General features: G+C 74.9%; 10 protein-coding genes. 6 read left to right on the top strand and 4 right to left on the bottom strand.

Features of this window, described 5'->3' with window-relative positions; all coding sequences use genetic code 11:
- Positions 1 to 4,784, top strand: a 4,784-nt coding sequence (locus ACFWN1_RS07560; protein ID WP_384359196.1) for an amino acid adenylation domain-containing protein, incomplete at its 5' end; no start/stop codon positions are given.
- Entirely contained in the window at positions 4,781 to 12,298 is a 7,518-nt protein-coding gene (locus tag ACFWN1_RS07555) for an amino acid adenylation domain-containing protein (RefSeq protein WP_384359195.1), read from the top strand. The genes ACFWN1_RS07560 and ACFWN1_RS07555, both read left to right, overlap by 4 nt.
- On the opposite strand, the gene ACFWN1_RS07550 is transcribed toward ACFWN1_RS07555, so the two are convergent.
- Positions 12,295 to 12,708 carry an SRPBCC family protein gene (locus ACFWN1_RS07550; RefSeq protein ID WP_384359194.1) on the bottom strand — a complete coding sequence of 138 codons (414 nt, stop codon included), beginning with the start codon at positions 12,706 to 12,708 and terminating at the stop codon, positions 12,295 to 12,297. The two genes, ACFWN1_RS07555 and ACFWN1_RS07550, sit on opposite strands and share 4 nt — an antisense overlap.
- A 244-nt stretch (positions 12,709 to 12,952) precedes the next feature.
- Between ACFWN1_RS07550 and ACFWN1_RS07545 the strand changes: the two genes are divergently transcribed.
- Complete coding sequence (locus ACFWN1_RS07545) at positions 12,953 to 13,942, top strand: NAD-dependent epimerase/dehydratase family protein (RefSeq protein ID WP_384359193.1); 990 nt, start codon at positions 12,953 to 12,955, stop codon at positions 13,940 to 13,942.
- A gap of 2 nt (positions 13,943 to 13,944) precedes the next feature.
- Here ACFWN1_RS07545 and ACFWN1_RS07540 read toward each other — a convergent pair whose 3' ends face one another.
- Together ACFWN1_RS07540 and ACFWN1_RS07535 are read right to left on the bottom strand one after the other, a co-directional pair.
- Complete coding sequence (locus ACFWN1_RS07540; protein WP_384359192.1) at positions 13,945 to 15,057, bottom strand: sensor histidine kinase; 1,113 nt, start codon at positions 15,055 to 15,057, stop codon at positions 13,945 to 13,947.
- A gap of 1 nt (position 15,058) precedes the next feature.
- Entirely contained in the window at positions 15,059 to 15,841 is a 783-nt protein-coding gene (locus ACFWN1_RS07535) for a response regulator transcription factor (RefSeq protein WP_384359191.1), read from the bottom strand.
- Positions 15,842 to 15,954: 113 nt separating this feature from the next.
- Between ACFWN1_RS07535 and ACFWN1_RS07530 the strand changes: the two genes are divergently transcribed.
- Genes ACFWN1_RS07530 through ACFWN1_RS07520 form a run of 3 tightly spaced genes read left to right on the top strand, consistent with a single transcriptional unit; the run spans position 15,955 to position 18,034 of the window.
- On the top strand, positions 15,955 to 16,662 hold the full coding sequence (locus ACFWN1_RS07530) for a glycosyltransferase family 2 protein (RefSeq protein ID WP_384359190.1): 708 nt from the start codon (positions 15,955 to 15,957) through the stop codon (positions 16,660 to 16,662).
- Positions 16,659 to 17,276: a DUF2064 domain-containing protein gene (locus ACFWN1_RS07525; protein WP_384359189.1), complete on the top strand. Its 618-nt coding sequence runs from the start codon at positions 16,659 to 16,661 to the stop codon at positions 17,274 to 17,276. The genes ACFWN1_RS07530 and ACFWN1_RS07525 overlap by 4 nt, the downstream gene beginning before the upstream one ends.
- Positions 17,273 to 18,034 (top strand): class I SAM-dependent methyltransferase, encoded by a 762-nt coding sequence (locus tag ACFWN1_RS07520; protein WP_384359188.1) that lies wholly within the window; start codon positions 17,273 to 17,275, stop codon positions 18,032 to 18,034. Before ACFWN1_RS07525 ends, ACFWN1_RS07520 begins: the two co-directional genes overlap by 4 nt.
- 310 nt (positions 18,035 to 18,344) lie before the next feature.
- On the opposite strand, the gene ACFWN1_RS07515 is transcribed toward ACFWN1_RS07520, so the two are convergent.
- Positions 18,345 to 19,577, bottom strand: a complete 1,233-nt coding sequence (locus ACFWN1_RS07515; RefSeq protein ID WP_384359187.1) for a molybdopterin-dependent oxidoreductase — start codon at positions 19,575 to 19,577, stop codon at positions 18,345 to 18,347.
- Positions 19,578 to 19,658 lie beyond the last annotated feature (81 nt).

Genomic DNA, 19,658 nt, shown 5'->3' with positions numbered 1-19,658 from the left:
ACGTCGCCGCCCTCCGCGGCCTCGCCCAGCCCGCCCCCCCCCTCCCCGCCCGCGTGCTCGCCGCGCACGCCGTGGATGTCCCCGACCAGACCCGGGCCGAGCACCGCGCCGAACCGCTGCCGCTGTCCTTCGCCCAGCGCAGGCTGTGGTTCCTCAACCGGTTCGAGGGCCCCAGCGACACCTACAACGTGCCGCTCGTGCTGCGCCTCGACGGCCCGCTGGACGCCGACGCCCTGGAGGACGCGCTCGCCGACGTGGTCGAACGCCACGAGAGCCTGCGCACCGTCTTCCCCGACACCGACGGCGTGCCGCGTCAGCTGATCCTCGACGCCCGCACCGCCGACCTCGACCTCACCCCCCGCGACACCGACCCCGCCCGGCTGGACGAGGTGCTCGCCGCCGAGGTCGCCCACGCCTTCGACGTGAGCGCCGAGGCACCGGTGCGGGCCCGGCTGGTGCGGCTCGGCACCGAGTCCCACGTCCTCGTGCTGGTCCTGCACCACATCGCGGGCGACGGCTGGTCACTCGCCCCGCTCGCCCGCGATCTCGGCGAGGCGTACCGGGCGCGCCTCGCGCGGGAGGAACCCGGCTGGACCGGACTCGCCGTCCAGTACGCCGACTACACGCTGTGGCAGCACGCGCTGCTCGGCGACGAGGAGGACCCGGCCAGCCGGGCCGCCGGGCAGCTCGCCTTCTGGCGGGAAGCGCTGGCCGGGGCACCCGAGCTGCTGGAACTGCCCGCCGACCGGCCGCGCCCCGCAACGACCGAGCACCGCGGGGACGCGTTCGCCTTCCCCGTGGACGCGGCCACCCACCAGGCCCTCGCCGCGCTGGCCCGCGCCCGCGGGTGCAGCCTCTTCATGGTGCTCCAGGCCGCCCTGTCGGTACTGCTGTCCCGGCACGGCGCGGGCGAGGACATCCCGCTGGGCACCGCCGTCGCCGGACGCACCGACGAGGCCCTGGACGACCTGGTCGGCTTCTTCGTCAACACCCTGGTCCTGCGCACCGACCTCACCGGCGACCCCACGTTCGCCGAAGTGCTGGACCGGGTGCGGGAGTTCGACCTCGCCGCCTACGACCACCAGGACGTGCCCTTCGAGCGGCTGGTGGACGCCCTCAGCCCGGACCGGGCGCAGAACCACCACCCGCTGTTCCAGACCATGCTGGTGCTCCAGAACACGGCAGGCGCCGACATCGAGCTGCCCGGACTCACCGTCTCGGAGCAGCCGGTGCGCACCGGCATCAGCAAGTTCGACCTCACCTTCACCTTCACCGAGACCGAGGACGCGGCCGGGCGGCCCGCGGGGCTCGACGGCAACCTGGAGTTCTCCACCGAGCTGTTCACCCACGCCACCGCCTACAGCCTCGCCGACCGGCTGACCCGCCTCCTCGCCGCCCTCGCCGCCGACCCCGGCCGGCGGGTCCACGAGGCCGACGTGCTCAGCGCGGGCGAGCGGCGGCGGCTGGCGGAGGCGGCGCTCGGGCCGGTGCGGCCGGTGGCCGTGCGGACGGCACCCGAGGCGTTCCGCGCCCAGTGCGCCCGGACCTCGGACGCCGTCGCGGTCCGCGCGGCCGACCGTACCCTCACCTTCGCCGAACTCGACCAGCGATCGAACGACCTCGCGCACCACCTCGCCGGGAAGGGCATCGGCCGCGGCGACCTCGTCGCCCTCGCCCTGGAGGGCACCTCCGACCAGGTGGTGGCGATGCTCGCCGTCACCAGGGCCGGGGCCGCCTATCTGCCCGTCGACCTGGAGCACCCCGAGGCGCGCATCGCGTACACCCTGTCCGACGCCCGCCCCGCCCTCCTGCTCACCCACGCCCACCGCATCCGGGAGCGCCAACTTGGCGTGCCTGTGCTCACGTTGGACGACCCGGCCGCCTGGTCCACCGGGCACACCGCGCCGCCCGCCACCGTGCCGGACCCGCGTGACGCGGCGTACGTCATCTACACCTCGGGCTCCACCGGCCGCCCCAAGGGTGTCGTCGTCACCCACGCCTCGCTCACCAACCACATGGCGTGGATGGCCGGCCACCTCGCCCTCACCGGCGACGACCGGGTCCTCGCCCGCACCTCACCCAGCTTCGACGCCTCGGTGTGGGAGACCTGGCTGCCGCTGCTGCACGGCGGCTCCACCTGCCCGGTACCGGCCGCCCTCAACCACGACCCCGCCGGACTGCTCGGCCGGGCGCGTGAACTGGGCGTTACCATCGCCCAGTTCGTCCCCTCGCACCTCTCGCTGGTCCTCACCGAGACGGCCGCCGAGGAAGCTCCCCCGACCCTGCGGGCCGTCCTGTGCGGCGGCGAACCCCTGCCGCGCACCCTGGCCCGGCGGGTCCGGGACGCCTGGCGGGCCGAGCCGCACAACCTGTACGGGCCCACCGAGACCACCATCGACGCCACCGCCCACCACCACACCGGTGACGCCACCGACACGGGCGAGGGGAGCGTGCCGCTCGGCCGCCCCGTCGACAACACGCGCGCCCATGTCCTCGACGCACGCCTCCAGCCCGTGCCGCCGGGCGTCACCGGCGAGCTGTACCTCGCCGGCGACGGGCTGGCGCGCGGTTACCTGGGCCGGGCCGGGCTCACCGCCACCCGCTTCGTCGCCGACCCGTACGGGCCCGCCGGAAGCCGGATGTACCGCACCGGCGACCTCGTCCGGCGGGACACGGACGGCCTGCTCACCTATGTCTCGCGCGCCGACGACCAGGTCAAGCTGAACGGCTTCCGCATCGAACTCGGCGAGATCGAGACCGCCCTCACCGCCCTGCCCGGCATCAGTGCCGCCTGCGTCCTCGTCCGCGAGGACCAGCCGGGCGAACGCCGCCTCGTCGCCTACGTCGTACCCGGCGGGGGCGCGGACGCGGGCCCGGCCGACGACGCGCTGCGCCGGGGGCTGGCCGACGCGCTGCCGCCGTACATGACGCCCGCCGTCTTCGTGCGCCTGGACGCGCTGCCGCTGATGACCAACGGCAAGACCGACCGGCGCGCCCTGCCCGCCCCCGAGCGCGCCACCGGCACCAGGCCCGGCGGACAGCCCCGTACCGAACGTGAACGCGTGCTGTGCGAGGTGTTCGGCTCCGTGCTGCGTGCGTCCGCCGTGCGCACCGACGACGACTTCTTCGCGCTCGGCGGCGACAGCATCCTCTCCATCCAGCTCGTCAGCCGGGTCCGGCAGGCCGGGCTCGCCGTCACCCCGCGCGATGTCTTCGTGCACCGCACCCCGGAGGCCATCGCTGCCGTCGCCACCGTGCTGACGGCGGACTCGGCCGAACCCGCCGAGGCGGGCACCGGCGAGATGCCGCCCACGCCGATCGCGGCCTGGTTCCTGGAGCGGCCCGGTGCCACGGACGGCTACAACCAGTCCGCCGTCCTGCGCACCCCGGCCGCCGCCGACGAGGAATCCCTCGTCGACACCCTCCAACTCCTCATCGACCACCACGACATGCTCCGGATGCGGGTCACCCGCTCCACCGAGGAAGAGCCGTTCCTGTACGCGCAGCCGCCCGGCTCGGTCCTGGCGCGCAAGCGCCTCACCCGGCTCGACATCACCGGCCTCGACGCGTCCGCCGCGTCGGCCGCGCTCGCCGAGGCGGGCGAACAGGCCCGCGCCCGGCTGCGGCCCGCCGACGGCCATGTCATCGAGGCCGTCTGGGGCGACGCGGGAGCGCACACACCCGGCCGGCTGCTGATCGTCGTCCACCACCTGGCCGTCGACGCGGTCTCCTGGCGGGTGCTCGGCGCCGACCTCGCCACCGCCTGGCAGACGGTCACCGGCACGGCCCCGGCGCTCCCGGCCGTCGCCACGCCGTACCGGAGCTGGGCGCGCCTCCTCGCCGCCCAGGCCCGCACCCCGGAGCGGGAACGCGAACTCCCGCTGTGGGAAGAGGTGCTGAACACGCCCGATCCGCGCATCGCGCACCGGCCGCTGGACGCCGAGCGCGACACCGCCGAGCACACCCGTACCGTGACCACCCGGCTGGACGCCCGCTGGACCGGCCCGCTGCTCACCACCGCGCCCGCCGCCTTCCACGCCGGCGTGGACGACGTCCTGCTCACCGCGCTGGCCCTCGCGATCCGCGCCTGGCGCGAGGACCGGGGCACCGGCCGCACGGACGACACCGCCGTCCTGATCGACCTGGAGGGCCACGGCAGGGAGCAGCTCGCCGACCACATCGACCTCTCCCGTACCGTCGGCTGGTTCACCAGCCTCTACCCCGTCCGCCTCGACCCCGGCCCCGGCCGGGTCGTGGACCCCGCACGGTTCGACGCGACCCTGATCGACCGCGCCGTGAAGCAGATCAAGGAACAGCTCCGGGCGATACCCGACCACGGCGTGGGCTACGGGATGCTGCGGCACCTCAACCCCGCCACCCGCGACCGGCTCACCGCCCCGGCCCCGCAGATCGGCTTCAACTACCTGGGTCGGTACGCCAGTTCGGCCGAGAGTGCGGGGGACTGGGAGATCCTTCCCGAGGGCGGCCAGCCGCGCAGCCAGGACCCGGACATGCCCGTCCACCACGTCATCGACATCAACGCGCACACCGAGGACCGCCCCGACGGGCCTGTCCTCGTCACCCGCTGGGCCTGGCCCGTCGACCTCCTGAAGGAGGAGGACGTGGCGGACCTGGCCGACGCCTTCGCCCGTGCCCTGCGCGCCGTCGCCGAACACGCCGAACAGCCCGACGCGGGCGGCTACACGCCCTCCGACCTTCCCCTGGTCTCCCTGGACCAGGCCCAGATCGACCGACTTCAGAACAAGTGGGGTGGACGCAAGTGACCGGGTTCCAGCTGGAGGACGTACTGCCCTTGACGCCGTTGCAGGCGGGCATGCTCTTCCACTCGCTCTACGACTCCCAGGCCGTGGACGTCTACACCACCCAGTTCGTGTTCGACCTGGAAGGCACCGTCAGCGTGTTCGCGCTGCGCGGCGCCATCGCCACCCTGCTGCGCCGCCACGCCAACCTGCGGGTCGGCTTCCTGCACGAGGACCTTGACCAGCCCGTCCAGGCGGTCGCCGCCGAAGTGCCGGTACCGCTGGAGGAGCTGGACCTCACCTCGGCGGACGGTCCCGAGGCGCTGGAGGCGTTCATCGCCGAGGACCGCACCCGCCGGTTCGACCTCACCACGCCGCCGCTGATGCGGTTCACCCTCGTCCACACCGGGCCCGCCCGGCACCGGCTGGTGATGACCAGCCACCACCTCCTCTTCGACGGCTGGTCCGTCCCGCTGCTGGTCCGCGAGCTGTTCGAGCTGTACGCCCGCCAGGGCGACGACCTCACGCTGCCCCGCGTCACCCCGTACCGCACCTACCTCGCCTGGCTGGCCGCGCAGGACCGGGACACCACGCTGGGCACCTGGCGGGACGCCCTCGACGGGCTGGAGACACCGACCCTGCTCGCCGGGCGGAGCGCGCCGGAGGGCCCGGACTCCGCCGAGCTGCCCGAGACCCTGGTACTGGAGCTGGACCGGGACACCACACACCGGCTGCGCGACACGGCCCGCGCCTCCCGGCTCACCCTCAACACCCTGGTCCAGGGCGCCTGGGGCCTGGTGCTGGGCCACCTCACCGGACGCTCCGACGTGGTGTTCGGCACCACCGTCTCCGGTCGGCCGCCGGAGATCCCCGGCATCGAGACGATGATCGGCCTGTTCATCAACACCGTCCCGGTACGGCTGCGGCCCGAGCCCGGTGAGAGCCTGGCCGCGCTGCTCACCCGGCTCCAGGAGGAGCAGGCGCGGCTGCTGGGCCACCAGTACGTCGGCCTGACCGAGATATGCGGGACCGCCGGACTCGACCGGCTCTTCGACACCCTCGCCGTCTTCGAGAACTATCCGCTCGACGCCGAGGCCCTGCGCACCGCCCAGCAGGGCATGGCCGGGCTCACCGTCGCCGGCATCGAGGGCACCGACGCCGCCCACTACCCCCTCACGCTCACCATCGCCCCCGGCGAGGACAGCCTCCGTATCACCTTCGGCTACCGCGCCGCCCTGCTCGACCAAGCGGAGATCGAGCAGACCGTGGCCCGTGTGCGCCGGCTGCTCACCCGGATGGCGGAGGGCCTCGACGTACCGGCCGACAGCCTGCCGCTGCTGCTGGAGGGGGAGCGGGAACGGCTGCTCGCGCTCGGGCGCGGCGCGGAACTCCGCCTCGACACGCGGAACTTCAGCATCCCCGACGCCGTGGCCCGGCAGGCCGTGCACCACCCGGGCACGGTCGCCGTCACCGGCGCGGGCGAGGAACTGACCTACGGGCAGCTCCAGGAACTGTCCACCGGGCTGGCCAAGGCCCTGACCGGCTCCGGGGTCGGCGCCGAGGACGGCGTGGGCATCCTGCTCGGCCGGTCCTCCGCCCAGGTCACCGCCTCCCTGGCCGTCCTGCGCGCGGGCGCCGCCTACGTCCCGCTGGACCCGCGCTGGCCCGCCGAACGCCTCGACCGCGTCACCGAGTCCGCCCCACTGCGCGCCCTGATCGTGGACGCGGGCACCCGCGAGAACCCGTGGGTGCGCGGCCTCGACATCCCCGTACTCACCGTGGAACCCGCCGGTCGCGTCGTCAGCGGCGGCCCCTTCGCCCCCGGCCCGCTGCCCGCCGTGTCCGGCGGCGACCGGCTCGCGTACGTCATGTTCACCTCCGGCTCCACCGGCCTGCCCAAGGCCGTGGGTGTCACCCACGCCGACATCGCCGCCCTCGCCGCCGACCGCACCTGGGCCGACGGCGTGGCGGAGGCCGTGCTGCTGCACTCGGCGTACGTCTTCGACGCGGCCACCTTCGAGATCTGGGCGCCCCTGCTCAGCGGCGGCCGGGTCGTCGTGGCCCCCGAGGGCACCCTCCAGCCCGCCACGCTCCGGGACCTCGTCGCCCGGCACGGCGTGACAGCGGCCTTCCTGACCACCGCGCTGTTCGACGTCATCGCCGAGACCGACCCCGGCGCCCTCGGCCTGCTCCGGCTCGCGGCCGCCGGCGGCGAGGCCGCCACCCCCGGTGTGCTCCAGCGGCTGGCCACGGCCCACCCCGGCACGACGGTCCTCAACGCCTACGGCCCCACCGAGACCACCACCTTCGCCACCCTGCACCGGGTAACGGCCGACGCCCCGCCCGGCATGCCCCCGATCGGCCGCCCGCTGGACGGCATGCGGGCCCACGTCCTGGACGCGGCCCTGCGCCCGGTGCCGGCCGGCGCCGAGGGCGAGCTGTACATCGCGGGCCCCGGTGTGGCGCGCGGCTACCTCGGGCGGCCCGGCCTCACCGCCACCCGTTTCGTCGCCGACCCCTTCGAGGGCGACGGCACGCGGATGTACCGCACCGGTGACGTGGTCCGCCGGGACGCCGAGGGTCTGATCCACTACGTCAGCCGGGCGGACCAGCAGATCAAGCTGCGCGGCCACCGCATCGAGCCCGCCGAGATCGAGGCCGCCCTCCGCACCGACCCGTCCGTGCGGGCCGCCTGCGTCCTGGTCCGCGAGGATCTCCCCGGCGACCGCACCCTCACCGCGTACGTCGTCCCCGCCCCCGGCCACACCGTGGACCCCGGCCGGCTGGCCGCGCACATCGGGCGCCGACTGCCCTCCTACATGGTGCCGTCGGCCATCCAGCCGCTCGACGCCCTCCCGCTCACCGGCAACGGCAAGCTGGACCGGGCCGCCCTGCCCGCCCCCGACACCACCGGTCCGGGGGCGACGGGGCGGGCGCCGAGCGGGGCGCACGAGGAGATCGTCGCCGGGCTCTTCGCGGACGTGCTGGGCGTGCCCCAGGTCGGCGTCGACGACGACTTCTTCGCCCTGGGCGGCCACTCCCTGCTCGCCACCCGGCTGGTCGGCCGCGTCCGTACCGCGCTGGGCACCGAGACCGAGATCCGCACCCTCTTCGAGCACCCGACCGTCGCGTCCTTCGCCGCCGCCCTCGCCGCCGGCGACCGCCCGGCCCGGCCCGCCCTGGTCCCGCAGCCGCGCCCCGAGGTGCTGCCGCTGTCCTACGCCCAGCGGCGCCTGTGGTTCCTGCACCGGCTCGACGGCCCCTCCGCCACCTACAACATCCCCTTCGCCGTACGCCTCGACGGCCCGCTGGACCAGCGGGCCCTGCGTGCCGCGCTGGACGACGTGGTGGCCCGGCACTCCGCGCTGCGCACCCTGTTCCCGGCCGACGGGGACGGTCCGCGCCAGCACATCACCGAACCCGGGGCTCACGGCGTGCCGTTCACCGTCCGCGGCACCGAAGAGGACCGGCTCGACGCGGCCGTGGCGGAGGCCGCCGCCGAGGTCATCGACATCGAGACCGAACCACCGCTCCGAGCGACCCTGCTGCGGCTCTCCGGCGACTCGCACGTGCTGGTCCTCGTCGTCCACCACATCGCCGCGGACGGCTCCTCGCTCGCGCCCCTCGCCCGCGACCTCGGCACCGCCTACCGGGCCCGGGTGCGCGGCGACGCCCCGGCCTGGACCGCGCCGCCCGTCGACCACGTCGACCACGCCCTCTGGCAGCGGGCCCTGCTCGGTGAGGAGAACGACCCCGACAGCGTGCTGTCCGGGCAACTGGACCACTGGAAGCGGGCGCTGGACGGGCTGCCCGAGCTGATCGACCTGCCGTGGGACCGGCCGCGTCCCGCGGTGCCCCACCACGTCGGTGCCACCCATGACTTCACCCTCGACGCCGGCACCGCCCGCCGGATCGCGGACCTCGCCCGCACCGGCGGCTGCAGCGTCTTCATGGTCCTCCAGGCCGCCCTGTCCCTGCTGCTCTCCCGGCACGGCGCCGGCGAGGACATCCCGCTGGGCACGGCGGTCGCCGGCCGCACCGACGAGGCCGCCACCGATCTGGTCGGCTTCTTCGTCAACACCCTCGTCCTGCGCACCGACCTGTCCGGTGATCCCACCTTCCGTGAACTCCTGGAGCGGGTGAAGGAGTTCGACCTCTCCGCCTACACCCACCAGGACCTTCCCTTCGAGCGCCTGGTCGAACTCCTCAACCCCGCCCGCTCGCAGAGCCACCACCCGCTGTTCCAGACCATGCTGGTCCTCCAGAACCACAGCCCGGCCGCCCCCGTCGAGCTGCCGGACCTCACCGTGAGCCCGGTACCTGTCGAGCTGGACGTCGCCAAGTTCGACCTGTCCTTCACCTTCACCGAGACCCACGACGACCGGGGCGCACCGGGCGCCATGCGGGCCGCCGTGGACTACGCGACGGAACTCTTCGACGCGGCCACCGTGCGGGCCCTCGGCGAGCGACTCACCGGGCTGCTCGCCGCCGTCACCGCCGACCCCGACCGCCCCCTGCGCTCCTACGACGTGCTCACCGACGCCGACCGCGCCCGCGTCACCGCCTGGGGCACCGGCCCGGAGGCCGGCCGGGCCGAGAGCGTCCCCGCCCTCTTCCGGCGCTGGGCGACGAGCACCCCGGACGCCCCGGCGGTCCGCGACGCCACCACCACGCTCACCTACCGCGAGCTGGACACCCTCGCGGACACCGTCGCCGCCGGCCTCACCGCGCGCGGCATCGGCCCCGAGGACCGGGTCGCCGTCGCGCTGCCCCGTGACCGCCACCTCCTCGTCACCCTCCTCGGCGTCCTGAAGGCCGGCGCCGCGTACGTACCGCTCGACCCGGAGTATCCGGCCCGCCGCCTCACCCACATGGTCGAGGACTCCCGCCCGCGCCTGCTGCTGACCACCCCCGAGGTGCGCGAGCGGCTGCCCGAACTGCCGGTGCCGTACGTCCACGCCGACGACCTCGCCGCCGGCACGGCGCCCGTCCCTTCCGCCGGTGACCTGGACCCGGCGCACCCGGCGTACGTCATCTACACCTCCGGCTCCACCGGCCTGCCCAAGGGTGTCGTGGTCACCCACCGGGGCGTCGGCGCGCTGGCCCGGACGCACGCCGAGCGGCTGCGGGTCGGGCCCGGCGACCGGGTGCTGCACCTGGCGTCCGTCAGCTTCGACGCCGCGTTCTGGGAGCTGTGCATGGGCCTGCTCACCGGGGCCTGCCTGGAGATCGACGAACGCGACGCCCTGCTGCCCGGCCCCGCCCTCGCCGGCACCGTCCGGGAACGCGGCGCCACCCACCTCACCCTGCCGCCCGCCGCGCTCGCCGTGATGCCGCCCGGCTCGCTGCCCGAGGGCACCACCCTCACCCTCGCCGGAGAGACGTGCCCGCCGCACCTGGTGCACACCTGGGCGCGCGACCGGCATCTCGTCAACGCCTACGGCCCCACCGAGACCACCGTCTGCGCCACCATGAGCGCCTTCCAGCACGCCGACGGGCCCCTCGCCCCCGACCGCACCGTGCCCATCGGCGTCCCCGTCGACGGCACCCGTGTGCACGTCCTTGACGACCGGCTGGCCCCCGTACCGCCCGGTGTGACCGGCGAGCTGTACGTCTCCGGGGTGAGCCTGGCCCGTGGCTACCACGAGCGCGCCGCGCTGACCGCGACCCGGTTCGTCGCCGACCCCTTCGACCGGGCGGGCGGCCGGATGTACCGCACCGGCGACCTGGCCCGCTGGAGCAGCGACGGCGAACTCGTCTACGTATCCCGCGTCGACGACCAGGTCAAACTGCGCGGCTTCCGTATCGAGCTGGGCGAGATCGAGGCCGCCCTGAGCGCGCTGCCCGGCATCGCGTCGGCCTGCGCGACGGTCCGCGAGGACCGGCCCGGCGACCGGCGCCTGGTCGCCTACACCGTCACCGAGGAAGGACAGCGGGCGCCGGACGCGGCCGAGGTGCGGGCCCGCCTCGCCGAGACCCTGCCGGACCACATGGTCCCAGCCGCCTACGTCACGCTCGACGCCCTGCCCCTCACCCCCAACGGCAAGACCGACCGGCAGGCCCTGCCCGCACCCGAGCGGACGGCACCCGGCACCGGCACCGCCCCGCGCACCGACCTCGAACGCGAACTGTGCACGGCGTTCGCGGAGACCCTCGGTGTGCCCCAGGTCGGCGTCAGGGACGACTTCTTCGCCCTCGGCGGTCACTCCCTGCTCGCCGTCACCCTCGCCCGGCGGATCGAGGAACGCTGCGGCCGGCGCCTCTCCCTGCGGGACCTCTTCGCCGCGCCGAGCGTGGAGGGCGTCGCCCGCCTGCTGGACCGGACGCCCGGCGAGCAGGGTTTCGGCGGCGGGCCCGACCTCACCGCCGAGGTGCGCCTCGCCCCGGACATCACCGCCACCGCCCGCAGGAGCTCCCGCCCCGGCGCGCGCCCGCTGCTCACCGGTGCCTCCGGGTTTCTGGGCGCGTTCCTCCTGCGGGACCTCGTCGAGAGCACGGACGGCCCGGTCGACTGCCTGGTCCGCGCCGAGGACCCCCGCCGGGCCGCCGAGCGGCTGCGCGCCAACCTGGAGCACTACGGGCTCTGGCAGCCCCGCTACGAGAGCCTGATCAACGCGGTGCCTGGCGACCTCGCCGCCCCCGCCCTGGGGCTGACCCCGAAGGACCGCACCGCGCTGGTCCGCCGGCTCGGCCCCGTCCTGCACAACGGCGCCCGCGTCAACTTCGCCGCCGGGTACGGGGATCTGCGCGCCCCCAACGTCGCGGGCACCGAGGAACTGCTGCGGCTGCTGGCCGACTCGGCGTCACCGGGGATGCACTACATCTCGACCACCAGCGTGTTCGCCCCGGCCACCGGTCCCGACCCCGTCACCATCACGGAGGCCACCCCGACCGGCCCGCCGGCCGCGCTGCCCGACGGCTACGCCCGCAGCAAGTGGGTCGCGGAGGGCCTCGTCGGGCTCGCCCGTGAACGCGGTCTGCCGGTCACCGTGCACCGGCCCGGCCGGATCAGCGGTGACACCGCCACCGGTGCCTGCCAGGACCGGGACCTGCTGTGGCAGCTCATCAAGGGCTGCCTCCAGGCCGGGGCGGTGCCCGACCTGCCGTACGGCTCCACCGACTGGGTGCCGGTGGACCACGTCAGCAGGGCGGTCGTGGCGCTCGCCGGGCCGGTGCAGACGGGCGGCGAGGTCTACCACTTCACCAACCCCGACGCCCCGGACCTCGGCCGCGTCTTCGCGGCGGCCGCCCGGCTCGGCCACGAGCTGAGCACCGTACCCGTAGAGGAATGGCAGGCGCGCGTCGCCGCCGACCCGGACAACGCGGCACAGCTCTTCCTCGGTGACGAGCCGCAGACCCGGCACGAGGTGGCTGACCGGCGCCGCTTCGACTCCCACCAGACGGCCAAGGCGGCGGGCGTCCTCGGCGTCCACCAGCCGGCGCTGACCGACGAGGTTCTCGACCGGTACCTCACCTGGTTCCAGCGCACGGGCTTCCTGCCCGCGCCGGGGAAGGGAGGCGAGCGGGCCGCGCGCTAGTGGTCGGCCTGCTCGGCGGCGCGCTTGATGCCGTGCAGGGCCTCCTCCAGGCCGCGGCTGACGTGCTCGCCCTCGACGTTGTCGGTGTGCAGCTCGACGGTCAGCCGCGAGCTGCCCGCCGCGTCGCCCGCGGCCACGTGCAGCCGGCCGTGGTAGTCGTCGGGGCCGGGCGCGCCCCACTCCAGGCTCTTGCCCGCCTCCAGCACATGGACCCACGCCTCGCTGGTGACGTCCTGCTCGGGCTTCCCGGGCGGGTCGATGTGCGCGGTGACGGTGACCCGGTCGCCGCCCTCCGGCTCGACCGAGGTCAGCCGGGGGAGGTAGGACGGGAGGTTCTCCACGTCCGAGAGATAGTCGAAGAGGCGGTCCGCCGGGACGGCCACGGTGATCGAGTTGTCGTAGTTACCCATGCTCCCGCTGTGCCCCGGCCCGGGGGGAGCTAACGGAACGCCGGGGCGGATTGGTCCGCACGGGTGAAGCGATGCAGACGGGTGGCGCAGCACGGGGTTCAGCCCTGTGCCCCCGCGCCCTGCACAGTGACGGACCCGCGCGGGCCGCGCTTTCTTCGTACCGCGCCGTCGGCGGTCCTTACCGAGTGGTGACGTGTGGCCGCCGCGCCGTGGCCGTGGCTCGCGGGGGGCCTAGCTTGGGGCCATGCGTGTATTGGTCACCGGCGGTGCCGGGTTCATCGGGTCGCATGTCGTGGACGCCCTGCGGGCGGACGGGCACGAGGCAGCGGTGTACGACGTCCGGGACGACCCCGCCGCCGACGTCCGCGACCCCGAGGCGGTCGCCCGTGCCCTGGCCGGGGTGGACGCCGTCTGCCACCAGGCGGCCATGGTGGGCCTCGGGAACGGTGTCGCCGACGCGGCCGAGTACGTCTCCCGCAACGACCTCGGCACCGCCGTCCTGCTGGCCGCGATGGCGGGCGCGGAGGTGCCCCGGCTGGTGCTCGCCGGGTCGATGGTGGTGTACGGCGAGGGCCGCTACGCCTGCCCGGCCCACGGCGTGGTGCGCCCCGGCCCGCGCGCCGAGGCCGACCTGAGGGCGGGCAGCTTCGAGCCGCCCTGCCCCGACTGCGGCACCGCGCTCGCCCCCGGCCTCGTCGGCGAGGACACCCCGGCCGACCCGCGCAACGTGTACGCCGCCACCAAGCTGGCCCAGGAACACCTGGCCGCCGCGTGGGCCCGCACCACCGGCGGCACGGCCCTCTCGCTGCGCTACCACAACGTCTACGGCCCCCGCATGCCCCGCGACACCCCGTACGCCGGAGTCGCCGCCTTCTTCCGCTCGGCACTCGAACGGGGCGAGGCGCCCAGGGTGTTCGAAGACGGCGCCCAGCGACGCGACTTCGTACACGTACGGGACGTGGCCGCCGCCAACCTGGCCGCGCTCCTGGCTCCCGACCGGCCCGGCGCGCTCACCGCGTACAACACCGGCAGCGGTGAGCCCCGTACGGTCGGCGAACTGGCGCACGCGCTGGCCGTCGCGCACGGCGGACCGGAACCGGTGGTCACCGGCGAGTACCGGCTCGGCGACGTCCGGCACATCACCGCCGACTCCGCCCGGCTGCGCGCCGAGCTGGACTGGGCGCCGAGGGTCACCTTCGCCGGGGGGATGGCGGAGTTCGCCGCGGCCGGCTGAGTTCAGGAGGCCGGCGCGGGCAGCGTCACCTCGAAGCGGCAGCCGCCGGGAATGTTCCGGACGCTCGCCCGCCCCTGATGTGCCTCCACGATCCCCCGCACGATCGCCAGCCCGAGCCCGGCGCCCGCCGGGGGCGTACGCGCGTCCGTGCCGCGCCAGCCGGTGTCGAAGACACGGGGCAGATCCTCCTCGGGGATGCCCCCGCAGCCGTCCGTCACCGACAGCACCACCCCCTCCGGACCACGCCGGGCCGCGACGGCGACCGTACCGTCGGCCGGGGTCCGCCGGATGGCGTTGACCAGCAGGTTGGCGATGACCCGGCTCATCTCCCGGCCGTCCACCTCGACCGGTACCGGCCGCACCCCGTCGCCCACCAGCCGCACCCCGTGCTCGCGGGCGAGCGGGCCCACCCCGGCGAGGGCGTCGCCCACCAGGTCGTACAGGGACATCCGGGTCGGGCTCAGCGGGAGCGTCCCGGCGTGGATGCGGGACAGCTCGAACAGGTCGCCGACCATGCCGTTGAGCCGCTCCACCTCGGTCCGGATCTGCCGGAGATAGCGGGCGGGGTCGGCGGCCACCCCGTCCTCCAGCGCCTCCGACATGGCGCGCAGACCGGCCAGCGGGGTGCGCAGATCGTGCGAGATCCAGGCGACGAGTTCACGCCGGGATGCCTCCAGAGCCCGCTCCCGGTCACGGGAGGCCGCCAGCCGGGCGCTGGTCGCGGCCAGTTCCCGGCTCAGGGCGTCGAGTTCGGCGGTGGCCGGGGCGGCGGGCGCGGCGAAGGCGTCACCGTCACCGAAGTTCCGCGCCGCGTAGGCCAGTTCACGGCTGCGGGCGACCACCCGGCGGCCGAGCAGGAGCGCGCTCGCGAGCGAGACGACCGCAGCCATGGCGACGACCATGGTGACCACCCGCAGGTCGTGCGGGGACAGGAACATCGCCCAGGCCACCGCCATGGTGCCCGCCAGCATGGCGAACACGCCGACGCCCGACACCACGGCCAGCGAGGCGGTCAGCGACCGGCGCCGCAGCAGCCGCAGCACGGCGGCGCCGAGCAGACCGGAGGAGGCGGCGCCGAGGAAGGCGTAGAGCGCGATGAGGAGGGTGTCCCGCACGTCAGTCCTCCTCCGGCCCGGCGGACAGGATCTGCTCCGCGGACGGGAACGGTTCGGCGGGCGCTTCCGGTTCGAAGCGGTAGCCGACGCCCCAGACGGTGCGGATCAGCCGGGGCCGAGCCGGATCGTCCTCGATCTTGCCGCGCAGCCTGCGGACGTGGACCGTCACGGTGGACAGGTCACCGAAGTCCCAGCCCCACACCTCCCGCATCAGCTCCTCCCGGCCGAACGCGCGCCCCGGATGCCGCAGGAGAAACGCCAGCAGATCGAACTCCCGCAGCGTCAGGGCTAGTTCGGTGCCGTTCTTGGTGGCGCGGCGGGCGCCTGGATGGATGGCGAGACCGGCCGCGGTGAGGGGTACGGGGTCGGACGGAGCCCGGTCGGCGGGCCGCGACCGGCGCAGTACCGACTCCACGCGCAGCACCAGCTCGCGCGGGCTGAACGGCTTCGTCACATAGTCGTCCGCGCCGACCTCCAGGCCGAGCACCCGGTCGTCCTCGTCGCCGCGCGCGGTGAGCATGATGACCGGCACCGGGCCGCGCTCGCGCAGCCGCGCGCACACCTCCAGGCCGTCCATGCCGGGCAGCATCAGGTCGAGCACCACCAGGTCGGGCCACCGCCCGGCGGCGGAGGCGAGGGCGGCGGGGCCGTCGGCGGCACGGTCGACCAGATGCCCGGCGCGGGCCAGGTACCCGGCGACGACCTCCGCGACGGTCGGATCGTCGTCCACCACCAGAACCCGGCCGGCGGTGTCGGGAGGCGGGGCTGTGTACGGCTGCTGCATGCCCTCCAGCCTGGCACCACGGCCGGACCAGGACGGCCGCACGGCCCCGACGTCCGCGTTTCGTAAGGAGCGGAAGTCCGCTTCGTGGTGATCCGGGTTCGTAGGGTGCAGGAGTGACCACCTCACCCCCTCCCGCCCGCCCTGCCGGTCCCGGCGTGGACATCGTGCTGCCCTGTCTGGACGAGGCCGGGGCGCTGCCCTGGGTGCTGGCCCGTGTCCCGGCCGGCTGGCGCGCGCTCGTCGTGGACAACGGCTCCACCGACGGCTCCGCCGAGGTCGCCCGAGCCCTCGGCGCGACCGTCGTACGCGAGGAACGGCGCGGCTTCGGCGCCGCCTGCCACGCCGGGCTGCTCGCGGCCACCGCCGACGTGGTCTGCTTCTGCGACTGCGACGCCTCCCTCGATCCGCGCCTGCTCGTGCCCTTCGTCGAGGAGGTGCGCGCCGGCGGGGCCGACCTGGTGCTCGGGCGGCGCCGGCCGCGGGGGCGCGGGAGCTGGCCGGCGCACGCCCGCGCGGGCAACCTCGCGCTCTCCCTGCTGTTGCGCCGCCGTACCGGCCTCGCCCTGCGCGACCTCGGTCCGCTGCGCGCCGCCCGCCGCGAGCCGCTGCTCACCCTCGGCCTCACCGACCGGCGCAGCGGCTACCCCCTGGAGATGGTGGTCCGCGCCGCCGACGCGGGCTGGCGGGTGACCGAGCACGACGTGCCGTACCTGCCCCGCTCCGGCGCCTCAAAGGTGACCGGCACCTGGCGCGGCACCTGGCACGCGGTACGGGACATGAGCCGCGTCCTGCGCGAGACACCCCCGGCGGAACGCCCATGACCACGCTCCTCGTCATCGCCAAGGAACCCCGGCCGGGCAGGGTCAAGACCCGGCTCACCCCGCCGTTCTCCCCCCACCAGGCCGCCCGCCTCGCCGAGGCGGCGCTCACGGACACGCTGCGCGCGGTGGCCGCCGCCCCCGCGAGGCGCCGGGTACTGGTGCTGGACGGGCGGCCGGGGCCCTGGCTGCCGGACGGGTTCGAGGTCGTACCGCAGCGCGCGGGCGGGCTCGACGAACGGCTCGCGGAAGCCTTCGCCCGCTGTACCGGGCCCGCCCTGCTCGTCGGCATGGACACCCCGCAGATCACCCCCGACCTGCTGGACATGGACTTCTCGGACTGCGACGCCCGCTTCGGCCCGGCCGAGGACGGCGGCTTCTGGGCGCTCGGCCTCGCCCGTCCCGAGCCCGCGCTGCTGCGCGGCGTACCGATGTCCGTGCCCGAGACGGGAGACGTGCAGCGCGAGCGGCTGGCCGCCGCCGGGCTGCGGGTACGGGACCTGCCCCGGCTGCGGGACGTCGACACCGCGGCCGACGCCCGTGCCGTCGCCGCCCTCGCCCCCCACACCGCCTTCGCCGCACGGCTGGCTGCCTTCACCTGCCCGGGAGCGTCATGACCACCGTCACCGCACCGCCCGCCTGGGCCGCCTCCGACCCGTACGCCACCGCACTGCGCGCCGGCCGGGGACCGCTGTTCCTGCGCCGGGGCGACGGCTGGCTGCTGCCGCTGGACGTGGAGCGCTGGTGCGCGGCCGCCGACGCCGTGGACCGGGCGGTGCTGGACCGCTGCGAGGGGGCCGTGCTCGACGTGGGCTGCGGGCCCGGCCGGATGGTCGCGGAACTCGCCGCACGCGGCCGCAGCGCACTCGGCGTGGATGTGAGCGAGGCCGCGGTGGCCCGTACCCACACGCTCGGCGGGCGGGCGCTGCACCGCTCGGTGTTCGACCCGCTGCCCGGTGAGGGCGGCTGGGGCACGGTGCTGCTCATGGACGGCAATGTGGGCATCGGCGGCGACGTGGCCGCCCTGCTGCACCGGATGCGTGAACTCCTGTGCCCCGACGGCCTGTTGATCGTCGAGACGGTGCCCGGAGACGTGGACGAGCGGGCCCGCGTGCGCGTGGTGGACGTGACGCACGGCCGGGGAGCGGTGGGCGAGCCGTTCCCCTGGGCCCGCATCGGCACCCCCGCGCTGCTGGAACTCGCGCGGCGCGGGGGCTGGCCGGAGACCGTTCAGTGGACGGACGGCGAGCGGTGCTTCGTGGCTCTGCGCAGCCGCAGGACGAGCAGCAGGGCGGAGCCGCCGAAGAGGACGGCCGTGATGAGCAGCCAGCGGAGCAGGAACACGTCCGGGTCGAGCCCGGTGGCGGACCGGTAGCGGTCGGCCGACAGGCCGAGGACCAGCGGGCACCACACCAGCAGCGTCAGCCCGGACAGCACGGCGGGCACGCGTACGTACAGCGTCCACCGCGCGGCGGTCCCGGCCCGCAGCGCGCGGTCGAGCGCGGAGTACAGCGGCAGCAGCACCAGGTCGTGCAGCAGCGCCGCCCCCACGAACCAGAGGGCCACCGCGAGCCAGTCGTCCTTCAGCAGGCGTACACCGGCATAGGCGACGAGCGCGAACGAGCAGACCAGCAACAGGAGTCGCACTGGACTGCCGATGACGGTGCGGAACCGCGGCAGGCGCATCACAGGTCTCCGAAGGTCAGCCGGCCCACCCACTTGGTGTTGTGGACGCCGGGAGCGGCGGGCACGATGATCCGCGCCGGATAGCCGTGGTCGAGGGACAGCGCCTCGCCGTTGACGGCCAGGGCGAGCAGGGAACGGGGGTCGGACACCTGGTTGGCCCGCAGCGCCGCCCGCCGGAAGGCACCGTGCCGCTGGAGCGACTCCACGAGCACGTCGGGCGGATCACCGTCGTACCCGGCGAGCGCGGCGAGGTCGCGCAGTCGCACCCCCCGCCACCACTGGTCCGCCGTGGACCAGCCCTCCACGCACGCGATCGGCAGCGACGCGCTGTGCTGCGGCAGGCGGAGCAGGTCGGCGAGGCTGAGCCGTGCCGTGCCGGCCGGTCCGGAGACGACCAGCCGGTAGGCGTCCGGACGCGTGTCGGCGTCGGTGATACCGGCGTAGCGGGCCGTCTTGTTGATCTGGAAGCCGTTCGGGCCGCCACCGGGATCGGAGCCGCCGTGCGGGGCGAGCAGCGCGGTACGCCGCAACGGGCCGCCGAGACTCTGCCCTACGGTCGTGACGAACAGCAGCAGCGAACCCCCGCCGACCAGCCACAGCGCACCGCGCCGGGAGACGGTGGGCGGCGCGGGTTCCGGTGCCTTCAGCCCGGCCTCGTCCCGCCGCCACGCGCGTACGGCCCGCACGGCCATCGGTGTCCTCAGTACCGCGTGCACGACGAACGCGCCGATGAACACCCAGGCGCCGTAGAAGTGCAGGGGGTAGAACGAGCCGGGGAACACGTACTCCAGCTGGACGTTGAGCAGTCCGGTGACGAACTGGAACAGGGCACCGCCGACCAGGAGCAGCAGCGAGACCCGCTCCAGCGCGTGCGCCGCCGAACGGGCCGGCGGGAGCGTGAACAGCTTCGGCACCACCGACCACAGCTTGGCCAGCAGCACCGGCACCAGCACGACCCCCAGGGTGACGTGGACGCCCTGGTTCAGCCGGTACAGCCAGGACGGCCCGGCGGGCCAGTCGAACAGGTAGAAGCCGAGCAGGCCCTTGTCCGGCGTCGTGTCGTTCACCGGCGACAGGTCCGGGTTGTAGGCGGCATAGGACACCAGGCCGGTCACGAACAGCACGCTGATGCCGCCCAGCAGTACCAGGCCGAGCACCGCGGTGAACCAGGTGCCGCGCACGGGGCTGCGCCAGAAGCGGGCAGAGGTGGGAAGCCGGGGATCGTCGCGCATGCCCCGACCGTAGGCCCGGACACACCCCGGAACGGGGGCGCGACCCATGACGAAACGCTGACGTCCGGCCCGGAAGGCGCA

The sequence above is a fragment of the Streptomyces sp. NPDC058459 genome, assembly GCF_042721685.1.
In the GTDB taxonomy this organism is placed as follows: Bacteria; Actinomycetota; Actinomycetes; order Streptomycetales; family Streptomycetaceae; genus Streptomyces.
This window is presented reverse-complemented; position numbering and strand designations above follow the sequence as displayed.